Below are 17683 nucleotides of genomic sequence, written 5' to 3'. Positions count from 1 at the left end.
TTAGTAAGGCGCTTCCACGTCACCCATGCGCACATAGACCGACTTAACCTGACTGTAGTGCTTTATGGCTTCCTTGCTGTTTTCGCGGCCCACACCGGAGGCTTTCACCCCGCCAAAAGGGGCCTCCACCGGCGCGTCATTGTAGGAGTTGATGAAACAGCTGCCTGCATCCAGCTTGCCAATCACCCGATGACCACGCGACAGATCGGCGGTGAACACCCCAGCAGAAAGCCCAAACTCCGTGTCATTGGCGCGGGCAATCACCTCGTCCTCGTCCTCAAAATCCAGCACCGACATGATCGGGCCAAAAATCTCCTCACGGGCAATGGTCATCTCATCGGTGACATCCGCAAAGACGGTGGGTTCAAGATAGAACCCATCCCGCGCCAGACGTTTACCGCCGCACACCAGCCGCGCGCCCTCTTCCACACCTTTGTCCATATAGCCCAGCACGATGTTCATCTGACGCTCAGAGACCATCGGTCCAAAGCTCGTGGCCTCATCCAGCGGATCGCCAATCACCGCCGTGCCCAGACGTTCGGCCAACCGCGCCAGGAACTTTTCCTTGATGCCTTTTTGCACAAACACCCGTGTGCCGTTGGAGCAGATCTGACCAGAGCTGTAGAAATTGCCCAAAATGGCCCCGCCCACGGCGTTCTCCACATCCGCATCGTCAAAGATGATCAGCGGAGATTTCCCGCCAAGCTCCATGGTCACATGTTTCATGTGGCTGGCGGCCGCCGCATAGACCTTTTTGCCGGTGGGCACAGATCCGGTCAGGCTCACCTTGTCCACACGCGGATCATTGACCAACGCGGCCCCCAGGTCTCCCATCCCCTGAATGACATTGTAGACCCCGGCAGGCACTCCGGCCTCATGCAGGATCTCCGCCACTTTCAAGGCACACATCGGTGTGGTTTCCGAAGGTTTGAACACCATCGCATTGCCGCAGGCCAGCGCAGGCGCGCCTTTCCAGCAGGCAATCTGCGTCGGGTAATTCCAGGCCCCGATGCCCACACAAACCCCCAGCGGCTCGCGCACCGTATAGACCCAGTCTTCGCCCAGCGGGATGTGCTCCCCGGTCAGGCTGCCCGCAAGACCGCCGAAATATTCCAGCGCATCGGCCCCGCTGGTGGCATCCGCGACGCTGGTCTCCTGATAAGGCTTGCCAGTGTCATAGGTCTCAAGCACGGAAAGCTCATGGTTGCGCTCCATGATCATGGCCGCCGCACGGGACATGATGCGGCCACGCTCCCGCCCCGTCATCGCCGCCCAGATCTTCTGACCCGCCTTGGCGCTTTCCAGAGCCTGCTCCACAATCGCCGGCGTCGCCGCATGCACCTTGCCAATCACCGCGCCTGTGGCCGGGTAGATGATGTCAATTTGCGCCCCTGCGGTGTCTTCCACATAGGCGCCGTTGATGAAGTGACTGGCCGTCGGTTGCAATTGCATGGCGCGTTCCTTTTTTCGCCCGCGCTCAAGGCACGGAATCTCAATTTGAGAGGCAGACTAGCACTGGCTTATTATTTTTTAAATGACCATTTCATTTTTTTCATGAAACAACGATATTGCTCCTGACGCCGGGCACGTTAAAGTGGCGTCATGGGCCGTACACGTATCCGCGATATCCGTCATGAAGAGTTGATCAACGCCACCATCACGGCGGTGCACAAACGTGGCTATGCCGTTGTGACCATGGCGGAAATCGCTGCCGAGGCAGGCGCTTCCGCCGCCTCGATCAACTATTACTTTGGCTCCAAGGAAAAACTGATGGAGGCGACCATGCGCCGTCTCCTGTCCCTGCTCAAAGACGCCATGCTGGAGCGTTACGCCACCGCCACAACCCCACATGAGCGGTTGATTGCGGTGCTGGATGCCAACTTTTCAGACCGGCTCTTCACCAATGAGCAATGCTCGCTCTGGATGCAGTTCTGGGCCAACGCCCCTTATTCCCAAAGCCTGCAGCGCCTGCATCGCATCAACCGCTCCCGCGTGAATGCGCATTTCCGCGCCGAATTGCGCGCCCTTGTGCCCGAAGAGCGGCGCGAGACCCTCCGCGAAGCGCTGCAATGCTACATGGATGGTGTCTGGCTGGAAGCGGCGCAGTCTGACACGCCACTTAACCCGGCGCAGGCCCGTGCCGAGGCCCGCGATGTGGCGGCTCTCATGCTGGAAAACCATGGCTGTCATCTGCAAACAGGCCTCGCCAGCTGATCCATTCTTTCAGAACCTGAGCGCGCTACGGACGCCGGTATTTAAACAACGTGCCATCGCCGCCCGCCATCTGCAGGATCAGCTTTTGTGGCGTCACTGCCTCAAGGATCATACAGGGCGGCGTGCTCCATGGATCCATATGGGCGATCAGCACAGGCCCCTGCCCTTGTGACGCTTCACAGCTCTCGGCAATCTGCATGCTATACTCCGCAGAAAAATCCCCGTTGATCTCCTCAGTGACCCGATCTCCCCAGACACGTGACGTATAGGCCGGATCCGCATCAAACACCCAGCTGCCCTGCAAATTGGCCCGGATCTCAGCAAAGGGATCAAGCGCCGCATCATGGCGCAGCGCATGCACCGCAATCTCCGCAGACATATCCCCCATAGAGACAATATCCGCGCGGATCCAAAGTGGTGCACTCACATAAAGCGCGCCCATGGCCTCAAGGATGTATCCCGGCGTCGGGTCATCCCAGCTCACCCAATAGGTAAACCCATTGCTGGCAAGCTCACAGCTGGGCACCTCCTGTTCAAACACACAGCCCTGCAACAGCGCCACATCTTCGAGCGGCTCACCATAGGTCCCGCTCTGCATACCACTGTCTATCACCATCTGCGCCTCAGCCCCACCCGCCCAAGCGGCCATGGCTGACATCATCCATACACCTAATTTCCCCATCTTTGCGCTCTCCTCTGACAGGCCGGTCGGAGCCTAAGCGCAAACCCTTTAAGATTGGGTGATGTCGCCCGTCGCGCTATTCTCCGCGCGGGAACCGCTGGTTTTCTTCCACCACATTCAGATCCATGTGGTTGCGCATGTAGCGCTCAGAGGCTTGCTGCAGCGGTTGATAATCCCAAGGGTAATATCCCCCCTGCCGCAACGCCTCATAAACCACCCAGCGCCGCGCCTGACTTTCCCGCACGGCCGCATCAAACGCCGCCAGATCCCAGCGCGCCTCTGATTTGGCACGCAACGTCTGCACCGTGCCCTGATGGTCCGCCACTTCGGCCAGATTGGTCAGCTCATGCGGATCGGCGTCCAGATCAAACAGCTGATCGGGGTCGAGCGCACAGCGGTTGTATTTCCACTTGCCATAGCGCAGCGAGACCATCGGCGCATAAGAGGCCTCCGCCGCATATTCCATCGCCACCGGCGTGTCTCGCGTGCCGCCCTGCCCCAGATGCACAAGGCTCTCCCCCGTGGTCCAGGGCATGACCTCCTCCATACTCACCCCCGCCAGATCACACAGCGTGGGGCAGACGTCGATATTGCTCACTGGCGTTGTCACCAGCCCCGGCTGCATCTGCGGCGCCGCCACCATCATCGGCACCCGGCTCGAGCCTTCATAAAAGCTCATCTTGAACCACAGCCCGCGCGCGCCCAGCATATCGCCGTGATCACTCACGAACAGGATGATGGCCTCCTGACGGGTCGCCTCCAACGCCTCCATCACCTCGCCAATCTTGTCATCCAGATAGCTGATATTGGCAAAATAGGCCCGGCGGGAGCGGCGCACATCTTCTTCGGTGATGTCAAAGCTGCGCCAGTCATTGGCATCAAAGATGCGCTTGGAATGCGCATCCTGCTCCTCATAAGGGATCGGCCCCACCTCCGGCAGCAGATGTTCGCAATCCTCATAAAGATCCCAATATTTCTTGCGCGCCACATAAGGATCATGCGGGTGGGTGAAACTGACAGTCAAACACCAGGGCCGCGCGTCATGCCCCCGCGCCAGATCATAGACCTTGCGCGTGGCGTGGTAGGCCACCTCGTCGTCATATTCCATCTGGTTGGAGATTTCCGCAACACCCGCGCCGGTGACGCTACCCATATTGTGATACCACCACTCAATCCGCTCGCCCGGTTTGCGATAATTCGGCGTCCAGCCAAAATCCGGCGGATAAATATCCGTGGTCAGCCGCTCCTCAAAACCATGCAGCTGGTCTGGCCCGACAAAATGCATCTTCCCGGACAGGCAGGTCTGATAGCCCGCCCGGCGCAGATGGTGGGCATAGGTCGGGATGGAGGAGGCAAACTCCGCCGCATTGTCATAGACCCGCGTGTCACTTGGCAGTTGCCCGGTCATAAAGCTCGCCCGCCCCGGCGCACACAGCGGGCTGGCGGTATAGGCATTCTGAAAGCGGGTAGACCGCGCTGCCAGCTTTTTCAGGTTCGGCGCATGTAGCCAGTCTGCCGGCCCATCGGGAAACAGCGTCCCATTGAGCTGATCCACCATGAAAATGAGAATATTAGGACGGGTCATGGCGGCTCCTCTTTCTGCGCTGTCTGCCGCAACACTAGGGCCGCACGGGCCGCAAACACAATCGCAAACGCGACACGAAGCATGTCGCGGATTGCCGAAGCGCGCCGTCCGCTCTCAGAGTTTGGTCTGCCCCACCAAAGGTGTGATCTGGCGCCGCTTGAGCACCGCTTCCCGCCAGGTGATAAAGCTGATCGCTCCAATGATCACCAGCGCGCCCACCAACACCCAGACATCCGGCTGCTCCCCAAAGGCCAGCCATCCCAGCAGTACCGCCCAGACCATCTGCAAAAAGCTCACCGGCTGTGTCACAGTCACCAGCGCCGCCTTGAACGCCAGCGTCATCGTATAGTGGCCCGCCGTGGCAAAGCAGGCCACCGCAAACAGGATCACCAGTTCTTCAAAGGTGGGTGCCACCCAAACCGACAACGCTAGCGGCGCAAGCCCGATGGTGACGGTGACAGACAACATGCCGACAACCACAGTAGGGCTCACCTCCTCGCTCAGCTTCTTTGCAATCAGATAGCCCCCGGCAAAGCCCAGCGCCGTGAACAACATGGCAAAATGCCCGGGGCTGAGTTCCCGAAATCCGGGCCTTAGAATAATCGCCACCCCGATCAGGGCGACAATCACCGCCGCAATCCTGCGAAACGCCAATTTTTCTCCCAAAAACAGCGCAGCCCCCACCGTCACATAGACCGGCGAGAGATAGTTCATCGCCGTCACTTCCGCGATCGGAATCCGCGTCATCGCAAAAAACCAGGCCACCACCGCGCCGGTGTGCAACACGCCGCGCAGGCCAAACAGCCCAAGCTGTCGTCGGCTCAGCCGTGCCTGCACAATCGGGCGGATCATCGGGATCAGAAACACAGCCCCCAGCGCATAGCGCAAAAACGCGGTTTCCGCCGCAGGCAATCGGGTGCCCACCAGCTTCACCAAAGCTGTCACCGCCACAAAGCAAAGCCCCGTGACAAGCATCCAAAAGACCCCCTTCAGCGGGAAAGAAGCTGCTTCATCCGTCATGACGCCACATAGACATGCGTCACCAGGAAAGTCGAGATAGGAAACAGGTTAACGGTCTTCCCCCCGAGATCGCCCTGAGAAAGGCTGTTACAATGGTTTTCCGCAGCCTCTGCGCGCGCAAAGGTGATTTGCTGTTTACCAAGTTTTTGCCTCTTCTTGTTAGCAAATAGACACCCTTGTGAAATGAACAGGCCCCGCGCATGTCCCAAGCAACACACCACAAACCGCCCCGCTCCGCCCTGCGCATATCTCTCAAGCGCGGCCTGATTGCGGCCAGCATCGTAGGCCCTGTGCTGACCTTTATCAATCAGAGTGCGGATATCGCGCAGGGCGCACCGCTGGATTGGCTCGCCGCTGGCCTCACCACTCTGGTCCCTTTCTGCGTCAGCGCACTCTCCACCTATCTGGCACAACCCAAGACACCACCCGCGCCACAAGAGCCGGCTACCTCAGAGGCGATGCCCCCCGCAGAGCCTATGGTGCAAACCGTCGTGGAAGAGCGTCTGATCTATCCAGACGGGCTCACCGACGCCACAGCGCGCGTTGAAACGATCCGCGACAATGCCACCAACGTGAACCGCACGTCGCGCGAACGGGTCACCTTCATCTCAAACCTGATTGATCAGGCCGAAACCCTCGGCACCACCTTTGACACACTTTGCGACGGGGCCAGCCACTCTGCGGCCACCGCCTCTGACGTAGGCACTGCCGTGCAGGAGGTCACCCGCGAGGTCGATGGTTTCCTTGATCTCGCCTCTGACGCCACCCAACAGATCACCCATATCGCTGAACCGGTGCAGAAGATCGAAACAACCCTGGCCGAGGTGGCCAATGCCTCTGAGGCCATTCGCGGCCTGGCTGACCGTATTCGCCTGCTGGCGCTCAATTCCGGCATCGAGGCGGCGCGCGCTGGCGAAAAGGGACGCGGCTTTGCCATCATCGCAGGCGAAGTGCGCGAGCTGGCCGATATGGCAGATGCAGACATCACCCGCATTCTGTCGCGCATGGATGATCTCACCGACGCGCAGGCCGATCTCTCCACCACCGTCGCCAATGTGGCCAAAGCCGCCCAGCAGAGCCTCGCACGCGGCGAGGCCTGTCGCAGCCTGACGCATAACATTCAGGCCACCATCACCAGTCTCGTCGCCGACATCGCCTCAAACAGCGATGAAACCCGTCAGCAATTGCCGCTTTATTCCGGCATTGTCTCTGAGATCAAATCCATTCGCGACAACACCGAAGCCGCCGTGCAAGGCTCTCAGAACAACATCACCCTTTGCGGCGAGGCGCTCTCTCTGCTGACGGTCGAGACACCGCACAACACACCGCACGAACCACACAAGGCTATGGCAACGGGATAAACTCCTCCGCATCCCCCGGTGGCAGTTGAAACCGCCCATGCGCCCAGTCCCCTGCGGCCCAATCGGCCTTGGCGGCTTCGATTTTTTCTTTGCTGGAGCTCACAAAGTTCCATGAAATATACCGTGGTCCGTTCATTGTGGCCCCGCCCAACGCCATCAACCGCGCACCCAACGGTCCTGCGGTGACCGTAATCGCATCGCCGGGACGAAACACCATCATCTGCCCCGCTTCAAACACATCCCCGGCGATTTCCACCGCACCGGAAACCACATAAAGCGCGCGATCCTCATGGTTGTCTGGCATCGGCAACTTGGCCTCCGGCGCAAGCGTCACATCCGCATAAAACGTCTCTGACAGCATCGTCACCGGCGCACGCGCCCCCCAGGCATCCCCAAGGATCAGCCGGACCTCTTTGCCTTCGCCTTCAAGAAACGGCAGCGCCTCTTTGCCATGATGCTCAAACATCGCCGGATCATCTTCGCGCGCCTCCGGCAACGCGACCCATGTCTGAATGCCAAACAGCGAACTCGGAGCGGCACGTGTGGCAGCACTGGTGCGCTCTGAATGGGTCACGCCATGTCCCGCCACCATCCAGTTCACCTCACCGGGATAAATCATCTGATGGGTGCCCAAACTGTCGCGATGCTCAAACTCGCCGCGATAGAGATAGGTCACCGTCCCCAGACCGATATGCGGATGGGGGCGCACATCAATGCCCTGCCCGGTCAGAAACTCCACTGGCCCAACCGCATCAAAAAAGATAAACGGCCCCACCATCTGCCGCCTCGGCGCAGGCAAGGCGCGCCGCACGGAAAAGCCCCCCAAATCACGGGCGCGCGGCACAATCACGGTCTCAATGGCCTCCAAGGCCGTCGCATCAGGCAATGTGGGGTCAAGGGCGGGGTTCCAACTCATGGCGCATCTCCTCTTGGGGCTGTGGCTGCCCTCAACCTACGCCAAAACACCATGCGCCCAAATCCGCACGCGCGCACAGATCCTGTGCAGCCGCCTCACATGCCCCAGATCAGCTTGGCGGCAATCGCCCACATAGTGGCCCCCACCACAACGTCCAACACCTGCCAGGCCCGCGGATTGGTAAACAGCGGCCGCAACAGCTGCGCGCCGAACCCCAGCATGAAGAAAAAGGTAAAACTCGCCACGGCCGCGCCCAACCCAAAGGCCCATGTTGGGCTATATTGTGCCGAAATCCCCCCAAGCAGCACCACCGTGTCGAGATAGACATGCGGGTTCGCCCAAGTCAGCAGCAGGCAGGTTGTCACCGCCGCACCAAGGCTACCTGCTGTGCCGCCCTTATCCTGCAAGGCATCCCCACCTTTCAGCGCCGCGCGAAAATTCATCGCCCCATAAACAATTAGAAAAGCCGCCCCCGCATAGCGCACCCAGTCCAACAAGGCCGGATTGGCCGCGATCAGAACCCCAAAGCCTGCAACCCCGGCGGTGATCAGGATGGCATCAGAAATGGCGCAGGTCAGCACCAGAGGCAGCACATATTCGCCGCGCAACCCTTGGCGCAGCACAAAGGCATTCTGCGCCCCAATCGCCATGATCAGCGAAAACCCAAGTGCAAACCCTGCGATTGCTGGTCCCAAAATACTCATCTCTGCCATCTGTCTCTCCTGTTCGTGCGTCTTGACTAAGATAGCGATCAAAATTACTCAAATTAAAAGATCTTCACTCACATTAGGAACTCTAATGCAGATTGACTACGCTCATCTCGCCGCGCTGGCGGCCATCCTGCGCACCGGCAGTTTCGACGCTGCCGCGCAGGATCTCGGCGTGACCCAATCCGCAATTTCCCAACGTCTCAAGGCGCTTGAAGAACGCATTGGCATGCCGCTGGTGCTGCGCGGCAGCCCCTGCGTGGGCACGGAAACCGGCCGCCGCCTTGCCGCCCATCTGGATCAGGTTGGCCTGTTGGAAGGCGCTCTGGCGCGCGACCTTGCCGCCCTGTCACCGCGCAGCGCCCGCCTGCGCATCGCTGTCACCGCAGACAGCCTTGCCACCTTCTTTCTCAAAGCGGTGGCGCAGGTGCCCGACCTGCTGGTGGATCTGGTTGTCGATGATCAGGATTTTTCCGCCGACTGGCTGCGCCGGGGCGAGGTGGTCGCAGCGGTCACCGCCCATGAAGCGCCCATTGCAGGCTGCGACAGCCTCCCGCTTGGGGCCATGCGCTATATCGCCTCTGCCAGCCCAGCCTTTGTCAAACAGCATTTTGCCAATGGCGTGACCCCGGAGGCGATCAGCAAAGCCCCCGTATTGATCTTCAGTTCCAAAGACCGCCTGCAACACCAATGGATGCAACAAACCCTTGGCATCACCCCCACGCCGCCCAGCCATCACCTGCCCTCGGCACCGGGGTTTGTGGACGCCTCCCTGCTCGGGTTGGGCTGGGGCATGAACCCGGAACCTTTGGTGCGCCCGCATCTCAACAGCGGGGCCTTGGTGCCGCTCTTGCCCGACACCCCCTTTGACACGCCTCTGTTCTGGCAATCCAGCCGCCTGCTGGCCCCTGCATTGGCCCCCTTGAGCAAGGCCCTACAACAGATTGCGCGTCAGCATCTCAACTGAGCGCCGCCGCCCGCCGTCTCTGCCATGCCATCACATAGTGGATGCCAAAGGGCAGAACCATATAGGCCCCTTGAAACAGCACAGCCCAGACAAAGCTCTGCCCCGCGTCCCATGTCGGCAGCAAGGCGGCAAATAGGGCAATCATATACACATGCGCCACGAACATCTGGATCGCCCAAACCCCGCAATAGCGCAGCAGCGGCAGTGAAAAATACCACCGCAGCACGGCCGTGAGCCACGCTGTGCCCCGCACCGCCCGCACAAGCGCCACCGTGAAAAACGCAGCCACTGCCAGAGTGCGCAACAAATGTACCGGATGCAGCTGCATGCGGAACCAATTCTCCGCCACCCCCTCCGGCAGGTTGCCAATCACCGGATACCAAAACGCCCAGCGCTGCCCCAGTGCCAGCACGCCCGTGCCCAGCACCAAAAACAGATACGCTCCCGCCGACACCCCATTCAGCCAGTCCAAAATCTGGCGAAAATGCAGGCCAAGGTAATAGGAAATGAAAAACAGAAACTGCCAGGCGGCGATATCAAACACCAGAAACTTGCCGCCCCAGCCAAAGACACCGCCTTCGTAGTTGAACAGGCTCACCAGATAGATCAGCCCAGAGGGCAGCAACAGCGCCCCCTGCGGCACAAATCGCAGCGCAAAGCTCAATACAAACAGCAGCGCAAAACAGTAGATATAGATCGGCAGAATATCCGAATACGCGCCGCCATCCTGAATAAGCAGCACCTCCCCCAACCCAAAAGCCAACGGCCCCAAGCCCGCCCCCTCCAGCACCAACAGGATCAGAAACGGCCCCGCCGAGATCAGGTAATAGCGGTAAATCTTGCCAATCCGCTGCCTCAGGAACTGCGCCAAACGCCCCGGATCCTGAAACTTGAGACTGTAGAGAATGCCCACCAACAGGCCGGAGAGCACCACCAGAAACTCAGCATCCAAAATCTGAAACACCCGCGCATGGTGCACATCCATCAGATAGCTCATGCCCGGTTGCGCCGCCAAATGGGCCAGCATCATCATGAACAACAGGTGCCCCCGCACCCCATCCAGAAGGTCAAACCGCACGGCCGTCCCCCTCACACACTTAATTCTCGTTACCGTCAGAGAACGGACTAGCCCCAAATTACGGCGAAACTTGGTACAAAAACAGTCCTTCTCCGCCGCAGTTGATCAGTGGTCACACACCACCAGCGCGCACATCCAAGCGAATTTGTAAAAAATTTGCATAAAATCCGGCCCCCTCGCGTTTGTATCATGAGGCCAGCTTCGCCAGCGCCACTTGCGTCCCCTGCGCTCTTTGCCCTTGGGGACACATCCCGCGCTTGGTCCGCCCACCTCGCCCAGACACCGTCAGCTTGACACCCAAACGCGAAGGAACGCTTTGATGACCATTCTGAACACCTCTCTGCGCACAGGGGCACTCATCGCAGCCATGCTTGTCCCCGCCTCTCTGCTGCACGCAGGCGACGCCCCACAGATCACCGCTTCCGCCAGCAGCTCCCTGATCAACAACGCCGGCGAGACCATCGGCGCGGCCTCTTTCATGCAAGGCCCGCGCGGTATTCTGATCCAGCTCTCGGTGGAAGGGCTGCCTCCCGGCAAACACGGCATGCATTTTCACGCGGTCGGCAACTGCGCGCCGCTGGACAGTTTCAAAGGTGCGCATGGCCACATCATGCCCGGCAACCTGCCGCATGGGTTCTTTCACGTGGATGGGCCCCATGCGGGCAACCTGCCCAACCTCATTGTTGGCGCCGATGGCACAGCTGAGGTGGAACTCTACACCAACCTGCTGATGCTGGATCAGGGCGCAGGCAAAGTGCTCGATGAAGACGGCTCCACGCTGGTCATCCACGCCAACCCGGATGATCATTTCACCCAGCCAATTGGCGGCTCCGGCGGGCGTATCGCCTGCGGTGTGATCACGGCCAACTGATCATCTCTAACGAATCTCTACAAAGCAAAAGGCCCGCAGCATATCGCTACGGGCCTTTTCACACATCTCGGAGCACAGCGCTTAGAGCTGCTCCATCACCTCGTCAGAGGCTTCAAAGTTGGTGGTCACACGCTGCACATCATCGTCATCTTCCAGCGCATCAATCAGCTTCATCAGCTTCTGCATGCTCACCAGATCCATTTCAGTCGTGGTGGTCGGCTTCCACACCAGTTTGGTGCTGTCAGATTCCCCCAGTGCCGCTTCCAGCGCGGTGGAGACCTCGTTCAGATCGGTGTCTTCACACCAGATCACATGGCCTTCCTCAGAGCTTTCCACATCTTCCGCACCGGCTTCAATCGCCGCTTCAAACACCGTGTCCGCATCCCCAACAGCGGCCGGATAGGTCACTTCGCCCTTACGGTCGAACATAAAGCCCACAGAGCCGGTTTCGCCGAGATTGCCGCCGTTCTTGGTGAAGGTGGAGCGCACGGTCGAGGCGGTGCGGTTGCGGTTGTCGGTCATGGTTTCCACGATCACGGCCACACCGTTGGGGCCATAGCCCTCATAGCGGATTTCTTCGTATTCGTCGCCTTCACCCGCCACAGATTTCTTGATCGCGCGTTCGATCACATCTTTTGGCACGGACTGGCTCTTGGCTTCTTTCACCGCCAGACGCAGACGCGGGTTCTTTTCAGGATCCGGGTCGCCCATTTTCGCGGCAACGGTGATCTCTTTGGAAAGTTTGGAAAACAGCTTGGACCGCGCAGCGTCCTGACGCCCTTTGCGGTGCTGAATGTTTGCCCATTTACTATGGCCGGCCATGGTTCGCCTCCGGGTTACTCTTGGCAGTCTTTCTATGTCAGGGGTCTCTATACGTCAGAGCGACCAAAATCCGCAAGTCGCTTGCGTTTCCTGCGCCCCTGCGATTGACTCTGCGAAACAATTTTCGCGACAGGCCGCTTTCATGACCACCGATCAGATCATTCTCTTTGCCCTCTTTGGCGGCGTCTTTGTCATGCTGCTCTGGGGACGGTTTCGCTATGATCTGGTGGCGTTTACCGCCCTGCTTCTGGGCGTTGTGCTTGGCGTGGTCCCCACCAAAGAGGCCTTTTCCGGCTTTGGCCACCCGGCCACGCTGATTGTCGCCTTGGTGCTGATTGTCTCCGCAGGGCTGGTGCGCTCCGGCGCGGTGTTTCTGATCACCCGCACGCTTGTGGACAGCGCGCGCAAACTGGGCAGCCACATCGCCATCATCGGCGCCATCGGCGCGCTGCTCTCCGCCTTCATGAACAATGTCGCAGCGCTCGCCCTGCTGATGCCGGTGGATATCCAGACCGCACGCAAAGCAGGCCGCAGCCCCGCCAAATCGCTCATGCCCCTGTCCTTTGCCACCATCCTTGGCGGCATGGCTACCCTGATCGGCACGCCCCCCAACATCATCATCGCCTCCATCCGCGAAGACGCGCTTGGTGCGCCCTTCAAGATGTTTGATTTCGCCCCTGTAGGTGGTCTCACCGCCATCGCGGGACTGCTGTTTGTGGCCCTCATCGGCTGGCGTCTGATCCCAGATCGCGACGACGCAGGCCAAAAAGTCTCTGATCTGGGCCAATACATCGCCGAACTCACCGTGCCCGCCGACAGCAAACTGATCGGCAAACGTCTGGCAGAGCTCGACCCACAGGCCGAAGAGGCCGATGTGCAAATCCTCGGCCTGATGCGGGGCGGTAAACGCATGTATGGCACCGCCCGCAACAACATCCTGCGCGAAGGCGATGCGCTGGTGCTTGAGGCAAGCCCCGACGCGCTGGATGAATTTCGCGCTGCGCTGTCATTGAACTTCTCGGACGCAAAACGCGAAGAACAGCTCAAAGCTGCAGGCGACGGTCTGGACATCATCGAAGTGGTGGTGCCGGAAACCGCCCGCATCGCGGGCAAAACCGCCGCAGCACTTGGTCTGGCCTGGCGTCAGGGCGCGCTCCTGATGGGGATCTCCCGCGAAGGCCGCCGCATCCGCAGTCAGATCCGCAAAACCGTGGTGCAGCCGGGCGACATCCTCCTGATCCTTGTCCACAAAGATCGCGGCCCGGATGTGACCGACTGGCTCGGCTGTCTGCCATTGGCCGACCGCGGTCTGGTGGTCACCGCCAATAGCAAGATGTGGCTCGCCATTGGGCTCTTTGTTGGCGCAGTCGCCGCCGCCTCTCTGGGGGTGATCTATCTGCCCATCGCGCTCGGGCTGGTGGTGGTGGCCTATGTGCTCGCCAAGATCGTGCCGCTCTCCGAACTTTATGATCACGTCGAATGGCCCGTGGTCGTCCTGTTGGGCTCGATGATCCCACTTGGGGCCGCGCTGGACAGCTCGGGCGGCACCGCCCTCATCGCCAACAGCCTTGTGTCTCTCACTGCGGGCCTGCCCGCCTGGGCCGTGCTGACGGTGCTCATGCTGGTGACCATGACGCTCTCTGATGTGCTCAACAACACCGCCACCACCATCGTCGCCGCCCCGGTCGGCATTCAGATGGCACAGGCCATGGGTGTCTCTGCGGATCCCTTCCTGATGGCAGTGGCCGTGGCGGCCTCCTCGGCTTTCCTCACGCCCATCGGCCACAAGAACAACACCCTGATCCTCGGCCCCGGCGGCTACAGCTTTGGCGACTACTGGCGCATGGGTCTGCCGCTGGAGATCTTGGTGGTCGCCGTGTCGATCCCCGCCATTCTGGTGTTTTGGCCCCTGTAACCCAATCCCCCGACAAAGCCGGACCGCGCCCGCACCCTCCATTGCGCATCCGACCGTGCGCTACCTTAACCTTTTGAACGGCCCGAAAATCGCACCTCCGCAATACCGACGGGATACCGACGCAAAACAGCCCCCGAAAACCAAGGTTAACGGGGGCTGTTGCGCACTCTAAAATATTGCGTTTGTCACCCGTAGGTGGAAACCTCAGTGCCCGCCAGCGCGGCAATGTTCAGCAGGCCCCGCACCGTGATAGATGGCGTCACAATATGCGCCCGGTTGCCCATCCCCATCAGGATCGGCCCCACTTCGAGCCCATCGGCCACCGACTTCAGAATGTTGCGGGTCGCCCCCGCCGCATCGGTGTTGGAATAGACCAGAACATTGGCTTTTCCGTTAAGACGCCCACCGGGGAACAGACGCTCGCGCAACTCTGGATCCAGCGCCGCGTCAGTGTGCATTTCTCCTTCATATTCAAAGTCATGCTCACTCTGATCCAGCACATCCAGCGCCCCGCGCATCACCCGGCCAGAGTGGCTGTCAAGGTTGCCAAACTGGCTTCCCGAACACAGGGCAATCTTCGGATCGACCCCAAACCGCCGCACATGGCGCGCCGCCGCAATCACGGTCTCCGCAATCTGCTCCGCATTGGGTTCAATGTGAATATGCGTGTCCGCAAGGAACAACGGCCCCTTGTCCAAAATGATCAGAGACAGCGACCCAATTGGGTGCAAGTTTTTGTTTTCCAACACTTCCGTCACATAGCGCAGGTGCCAGCGATATTCGCCAAAGGTGCCGCAGATCATGCTGTCCGCATCCCCCCGGTCCACCGCAATCGCGGCAATCGCCGTATTGTTTGTACGCAGGATCGCCTTCGCACTGTCCGGGCTCACCCCCTGCCGCCGCAGCTTGGCATGATAGTGGGTCCAATAGTCCCGATACCGAGCATCATTTTCCGGGTTGATCAGTTCAAAATCCACGCCGGGTTTGATCTTTAGTCCAGCCTTTTCAATACGATGCGCTACAACTTCCGGACGCCCGATCAACACGGGCGTGTCCACGGTTTCTTCCAGCATCGCCTGCGCCGTGCGCAGCACCCGCTCATCCTCGCCCTCTGCAAAAGCGATCTTGCGACGCGACATGCTCGCCGCCTCATAGACCGGACGCATGATCATCGAAGAGCGGAACACCTGCGCCTGAAGCTTGTCTTCATAGGCATGCAGATCCAGCTCCTTGGTCGCCACACCAGAGTCAATCGCAGCCTTGGCCACAGCCACCGCAATTGTCGGCAAGAGACGTGGGTCAAACGGTTTTGGAATCAGATAGTTAGGACCAAATGTGAGAGTTTCCCCCTTATAGGCCGCCCCCACTTCCGCACTGGTGGTTTCGCGCGCCAGACCGGCAATCGCTTCCACACAGGCCAGCTTCATCGCATCGTTGATCTCTGTCGCCCCGGCATCAAGCGCGCCCCGGAAGATGAAGGGGAAGCACAGGACGTTGTTCACCTGATTTGGGTAGTCTGACCGCCCTGTGGCGATCAAAGCCCCCGGCGCCGCCGCACGCGCCTCCTCTGGCATGATCTCAGGCGTCGGGTTCGCCAGCGCAAAGATGATCGGATCATCCGCCATCTGCTCGACCATTTCTTTGGTCAAAAGCCCCGGACCGGACACACCAAGGAACAGGTCTGCGCCCTCCATGGCCTCCATTGTGGTCCGCTTTTCAGTAGCTTGCGCAAATTCCGCCTTCTCTGGTGTCAGGTCGTTACGCTGCTTGTGCACCACGCCTTTGCTGTCCAGCATGAGGATGTTTTCATGCTGCACACCCATGGTCATCAGCATCTTCAGGCAAGCGATCCCCGCCGCCCCCGCGCCCAGCGCCACAACCTTGATGTCTTCGACGTTTTTCTTGGCAACAATCAACGCGTTATAGGCTGCTGCCGCCGCCACAATCGCCGTGCCGTGCTGATCGTCATGGAACACAGGAATGTTCATACGTTCTTTGCAGAGACGCTCGACCAAAAAGCAATCCGGCGCCTTGATGTCTTCAAGGTTGATCGCCCCAAACGTCGGCTCCAAGCGGCATACCAGATCCGCCAGTTTCTCCGGATCAGATTCATTGACCTCAATGTCAAAGCAATCAATGCCAGCAAACTTCTTAAAGAGAACCGCTTTGCCTTCCATCACCGGCTTGGACGCCTGCGCGCCAATGTCGCCAAGCCCCAGCACAGCCGTGCCGTTGGAAATCACCGCAACGAGATTGCCCTTAGCCGTGTAACGCGTTGCATCCGCAGGGTTCTTTTCAATTTCAAGACAGGCTTCCGCGACCCCGGGGCTGTAAGCTCGGCTCAGGTCACGGCCTGTCGCCATCGGTTTGGTCGCCCGGATTTCCAGCTTACCTGGCTTGGGAAACTCGTGATATTTCAGCGCAGCCTCGCGCGCGCGATCCTGATCTTTAGTGCTCGTCATTCTATCTCTCCAAGTCCCCTCGCTCGGCTCACCGCCGCCCCATACGTTTGGCCATATCCAACATGCGGTTGGAAAAGCCCCATTCGTTGTCATACCAGCCAAAGACGCGCAGCAGCCCGCCCACAGAAACACTGGTCTCTCTCTCGCTCACAATCAGGGATTCAGGACGCGCCCGCAGGTCGGTAGAGACCAGCGGTTTTTGCGTCCAGCCCAGAATTCCATCGCGGTCAGCCGCGGCCTTTAGCACGCGGTTAACAGCTTCAACAGAAACGTCTTTTTCCGTCTGAATCGTCAGATCAATTGCCGAAACACTCGCCGTCGGCACACGGATAGCACGCGCTTCCACGCGCCCTTTCAAGGCCGGCAGAACCTTATCAATCATCCGTTGTGCCGAAGTGGTCGTCGGCACCATCGACAGAGCCGCAGCCCGACTGCGCGCCAGATCCCCCCGTGGCTTATCCACCGTGGGCTGACTGCCGGTATAGCAATGCACCGTTGTCATATGCCCGCTGATCAACCCAAAGCTATCATCCAGAGCGCGCATCAAAGGCGCCAGTGCATTGGTGGTGCAAGAGGCATTAGAGACAATCCTCTGATCGGTCAGAAAATGATCATTCGCACCTAACACAATCGTCTCATCCGCTTCGTCAGACGGACCTGAAATCAATACCTTAGAAGCCCCAGCACTCAGCCCGCGCTCCGCAATCGCACGCGCGCCCGCCATGCCCGTGCATTCCAGCACGACGTCAACGTCACTGAGATCCAATGCGCTTAGGTCACGTTCCGCGTAAAACGGAATGGAGAGCGCGTCCACATACAGTTTCCCCGCGTCACTCTCCACCTCTCCCGCATAGGCACCAAAAACACTATCGAATTCAAAAAGATAGGCGCAGGTCTCCAACGGCTCGATATCGTTGATGCCAACAATCTCAAACTCAGGATGTTGCCCCGTAGCAAGAATGCGCAGGACCGTTCGCCCGATGCGTCCAAAACCGTTGATAAAGATTTTGATCCTGCGCTCTGCCATGATCTGAGTCCCATGCGTCTTGAATGGCCAATTGATCGGTTTTGATCGGCAAAGGC

General features: G+C 59.5%; 15 protein-coding genes. 5 read left to right on the top strand and 10 right to left on the bottom strand.

All coding sequences use genetic code 11. From position 1 onward, the window contains the following. Positions 1–1452, bottom strand: coding sequence for a betaine-aldehyde dehydrogenase (gene betB / locus SHM7688_RS11040; protein WP_058240002.1), 1452 nt, complete (start codon positions 1450–1452; stop codon positions 1–3). A gap of 150 nt (positions 1453–1602) precedes the next feature. Between betB and betI the strand changes: the two genes are divergently transcribed. Next, entirely contained in the window at positions 1603–2214 is a 612-nt protein-coding gene (gene betI, locus SHM7688_RS11035) for a choline-binding transcriptional repressor BetI (protein WP_058240001.1), read from the top strand. A 25-nt stretch (positions 2215–2239) separates the two neighbouring features. On the opposite strand, the gene SHM7688_RS11030 is transcribed toward betI, so the two are convergent. The 3 genes from SHM7688_RS11030 to SHM7688_RS11020 form a co-directional block, all read right to left on the bottom strand. Continuing rightward, positions 2240–2896: a hypothetical protein gene (locus tag SHM7688_RS11030; RefSeq protein ID WP_144432564.1), complete on the bottom strand. Its 657-nt coding sequence runs from the start codon at positions 2894–2896 to the stop codon at positions 2240–2242. A 76-nt stretch (positions 2897–2972) separates the two neighbouring features. Next, positions 2973–4481 carry a choline-sulfatase gene (gene betC, locus SHM7688_RS11025; RefSeq protein ID WP_058239999.1) on the bottom strand — a complete coding sequence of 503 codons (1509 nt, stop codon included), beginning with the start codon at positions 4479–4481 and terminating at the stop codon, positions 2973–2975. Between the two features lie 114 nt (positions 4482–4595). Continuing rightward, positions 4596–5501: a DMT family transporter gene (locus tag SHM7688_RS11020; protein ID WP_058239998.1), complete on the bottom strand. Its 906-nt coding sequence runs from the start codon at positions 5499–5501 to the stop codon at positions 4596–4598. Between the two features lie 200 nt (positions 5502–5701). On the opposite strand from SHM7688_RS11020, the gene SHM7688_RS11015 reads away from it, so the two are divergent. Next, positions 5702–6862, top strand: a complete 1161-nt coding sequence (locus SHM7688_RS11015) for a methyl-accepting chemotaxis protein (RefSeq protein ID WP_058239997.1) — start codon at positions 5702–5704, stop codon at positions 6860–6862. Here the strand turns inward: SHM7688_RS11015 and SHM7688_RS11010 are convergent. Beyond that, on the bottom strand, positions 6846–7778 hold the full coding sequence (locus SHM7688_RS11010) for a pirin family protein (RefSeq protein ID WP_058239996.1): 933 nt from the start codon (positions 7776–7778) through the stop codon (positions 6846–6848). The two genes, SHM7688_RS11015 and SHM7688_RS11010, sit on opposite strands and share 17 nt — an antisense overlap. A 95-nt stretch (positions 7779–7873) precedes the next feature. After that, positions 7874–8491: a LysE/ArgO family amino acid transporter gene (locus SHM7688_RS11005; RefSeq protein ID WP_223229203.1), complete on the bottom strand. Its 618-nt coding sequence runs from the start codon at positions 8489–8491 to the stop codon at positions 7874–7876. A gap of 85 nt (positions 8492–8576) precedes the next feature. On the opposite strand from SHM7688_RS11005, the gene SHM7688_RS11000 reads away from it, so the two are divergent. After that, positions 8577–9452 carry a LysR family transcriptional regulator ArgP gene (locus tag SHM7688_RS11000; protein ID WP_058239995.1) on the top strand — a complete coding sequence of 292 codons (876 nt, stop codon included), beginning with the start codon at positions 8577–8579 and terminating at the stop codon, positions 9450–9452. Here the strand turns inward: SHM7688_RS11000 and opgC are convergent. Continuing rightward, positions 9445–10530, bottom strand: a complete 1086-nt coding sequence (gene opgC / locus SHM7688_RS10995; protein WP_058239994.1) for an OpgC domain-containing protein — start codon at positions 10528–10530, stop codon at positions 9445–9447. The genes SHM7688_RS11000 and opgC overlap by 8 nt on opposite strands. Before the next feature lie 319 nt (positions 10531–10849). Between opgC and SHM7688_RS10990 the strand changes: the two genes are divergently transcribed. Next, complete coding sequence (locus SHM7688_RS10990; RefSeq protein WP_058239993.1) at positions 10850–11401, top strand: superoxide dismutase family protein; 552 nt, start codon at positions 10850–10852, stop codon at positions 11399–11401. Between the two features lie 81 nt (positions 11402–11482). Here the strand turns inward: SHM7688_RS10990 and SHM7688_RS10985 are convergent, their stop codons facing one another. Further along, positions 11483–12223: a YebC/PmpR family DNA-binding transcriptional regulator gene (locus SHM7688_RS10985; protein ID WP_058239992.1), complete on the bottom strand. Its 741-nt coding sequence runs from the start codon at positions 12221–12223 to the stop codon at positions 11483–11485. Between the two features lie 142 nt (positions 12224–12365). Between SHM7688_RS10985 and SHM7688_RS10980 the strand changes: the two genes are divergently transcribed. Beyond that, the gene (locus SHM7688_RS10980; protein WP_058239991.1) at positions 12366–14138 is read left to right on the top strand and encodes an SLC13 family permease; all 1773 of its coding nucleotides are present in this window, start codon (positions 12366–12368) and stop codon (positions 14136–14138) included. Between the two features lie 185 nt (positions 14139–14323). Here SHM7688_RS10980 and SHM7688_RS10975 read toward each other — a convergent pair whose 3' ends face one another. Together SHM7688_RS10975 and SHM7688_RS10970 are read right to left on the bottom strand one after the other, a co-directional pair. After that, positions 14324–16600, bottom strand: a complete 2277-nt coding sequence (locus SHM7688_RS10975; RefSeq protein ID WP_058239990.1) for an NADP-dependent malic enzyme — start codon at positions 16598–16600, stop codon at positions 14324–14326. Positions 16601–16628: 28 nt separating this feature from the next. Continuing rightward, positions 16629–17627, bottom strand: a complete 999-nt coding sequence (locus SHM7688_RS10970; protein WP_058239989.1) for a type I glyceraldehyde-3-phosphate dehydrogenase — start codon at positions 17625–17627, stop codon at positions 16629–16631. Positions 17628–17683: the final 56 nt, after the last annotated feature.

Origin of the sequence: Shimia marina (assembly GCF_001458175.1) — a bacterium.
Lineage (GTDB): Bacteria > Pseudomonadota > Alphaproteobacteria > Rhodobacterales > Rhodobacteraceae > Shimia > Shimia marina.
The sequence above is the reverse complement of the archived record's forward strand: the minus strand, read 5'-3'. Positions and strand labels throughout refer to the sequence as shown.

Bases quoted from the DNA above. Each gene is read 5' to 3' on its own strand.
- SHM7688_RS11015 (WP_058239997.1), top strand. From the start codon at position 5,702: ATGTCCCAAGCAACACACCACAAACCGCCCCGCTCCGCCCTGCGCATA.
- betB (WP_058240002.1), bottom strand. From the start codon at position 1,452: ATGCAATTGCAACCGACGGCCAGTCACTTCATCAACGGCGCCTATGTG.
- betI (WP_058240001.1), top strand. From the start codon at position 1,603: ATGGGCCGTACACGTATCCGCGATATCCGTCATGAAGAGTTGATCAAC.
- SHM7688_RS11005 (WP_223229203.1), bottom strand. From the start codon at position 8,491: ATGGCAGAGATGAGTATTTTGGGACCAGCAATCGCAGGGTTTGCACTT.
- SHM7688_RS11030 (WP_144432564.1), bottom strand. From the start codon at position 2,896: ATGGGGAAATTAGGTGTATGGATGATGTCAGCCATGGCCGCTTGGGCG.
- SHM7688_RS10990 (WP_058239993.1), top strand. From the start codon at position 10,850: ATGACCATTCTGAACACCTCTCTGCGCACAGGGGCACTCATCGCAGCC.
- SHM7688_RS10985 (WP_058239992.1), bottom strand. From the start codon at position 12,223: ATGGCCGGCCATAGTAAATGGGCAAACATTCAGCACCGCAAAGGGCGT.
- SHM7688_RS11000 (WP_058239995.1), top strand. From the start codon at position 8,577: ATGCAGATTGACTACGCTCATCTCGCCGCGCTGGCGGCCATCCTGCGC.
- SHM7688_RS10970 (WP_058239989.1), bottom strand. From the start codon at position 17,627: ATGGCAGAGCGCAGGATCAAAATCTTTATCAACGGTTTTGGACGCATC.
- SHM7688_RS10975 (WP_058239990.1), bottom strand. From the start codon at position 16,600: ATGACGAGCACTAAAGATCAGGATCGCGCGCGCGAGGCTGCGCTGAAA.
- SHM7688_RS11020 (WP_058239998.1), bottom strand. From the start codon at position 5,501: ATGACGGATGAAGCAGCTTCTTTCCCGCTGAAGGGGGTCTTTTGGATG.
- betC (WP_058239999.1), bottom strand. From the start codon at position 4,481: ATGACCCGTCCTAATATTCTCATTTTCATGGTGGATCAGCTCAATGGG.
- SHM7688_RS10980 (WP_058239991.1), top strand. From the start codon at position 12,366: ATGACCACCGATCAGATCATTCTCTTTGCCCTCTTTGGCGGCGTCTTT.
- SHM7688_RS11010 (WP_058239996.1), bottom strand. From the start codon at position 7,778: ATGAGTTGGAACCCCGCCCTTGACCCCACATTGCCTGATGCGACGGCC.